Origin of the sequence: Burkholderia sp. Bp9142, from assembly GCF_003853415.1 — a bacterium.
GTDB lineage: Bacteria > Pseudomonadota > Gammaproteobacteria > Burkholderiales > Burkholderiaceae > Burkholderia.
The window spans coordinates 1-1,013 of record NZ_QTPP01000095.1; the positions used below are offsets into that span (position 1 = coordinate 1).

1 protein-coding gene and 1 pseudogene are annotated in these 1,013 nt (G+C 55.7%); both read left to right on the plus strand.

All coding sequences use genetic code 11. The features are described from left to right. On the plus strand, window positions 1-309 hold a 309-nt coding region (locus tag DIE22_RS38555; protein ID WP_221623921.1), incomplete at its 5' end, for a hypothetical protein. Window positions 310-600: 291 nt separating this feature from the next. After that, window positions 601-1,013: pseudogene (locus DIE22_RS38560) on the plus strand (hypothetical protein); the annotation flags it as partial.

A 1,013-nucleotide genomic window follows, 5' to 3' on the forward strand; every position in this document is an offset into this window, starting at 1 on the left:
CATGTCATTGTCGGCAGCGCAATGGGAATGATTGCGCGATTTTCTCATCGTTTGGACCAGGAGTCGACCATTTATCGTTTCCGAGGCCGCCGACCCGGTGGAACAATCGAAGTCGTACATTGGACTATTGCAGTTGGGTACGCGAATTGCCGACGATCATCAGTGGCTTGTTGGGTGGTCGCCCGTTGTGCGACGATGTGCGCTCGCCGCTCTCATCTGCCAGGACGCATTGGGGCCATCTCCATTGGATTGCGTCGGACGGACAATGAGGAGGCCTATTTTGAGATCGCCGGCTCCATCAAAGCGTGAAACGTCAGACAAGCCGCGTTGTTTTTCCGGACGTGCGTGATCTTGTGCAACTGACAGACCCATTCTGCGCCGATGTTGTGGTGGAGTGTTTCGATTTTCCATATCGTTAAACTTCGCCGGCGCGCTGATCAGCGCCCCCCAATCTTCACAGTTGACAGTGTTGCGAGAAGGAACGAAAAAAGACTCACCGATTTGTGCCGGCGCGATGCGTCCAGTCAGTTCAGTGCATCAGCGATCCGATTTCTCGCGGTGTGTGGAGTACATATCGCCATGTTCGAGGCGAGGCCTGCTATGGAGCAACGCGATAATGTTTGGCGATCGAGCGATACAAGCGCATGCTTGGCACCGGCCTGCGAATGCGAGGCTTTGCAGATCCGCTTGCGACACGCCGAAGCACGGATACGTCGTCTCACAAGATGCGTTCAACTGAAAGACGAGAAGTTGTGCGAGCTTGGGAAGGTCCTAACGAACTCAGCGACCGCGCACTATTGCGTTGAAGATCGATTGCAGCGTGAGCTCGATGCGCTACGGATTGATCTGCCGGCCGACGCGCCGAGCGAGCACTACTGTCCTGTTAATGGCGATTCAATGGGAGGCGGTGTAGTCGTTCGGCTGCCTTACCTGACTGCGATCCTCTCAGTGTTGTTCGACGCGATGCACGTGTTCTGGGCGGACTGCAATGACGGCCGCCTGCCAAAATCTTC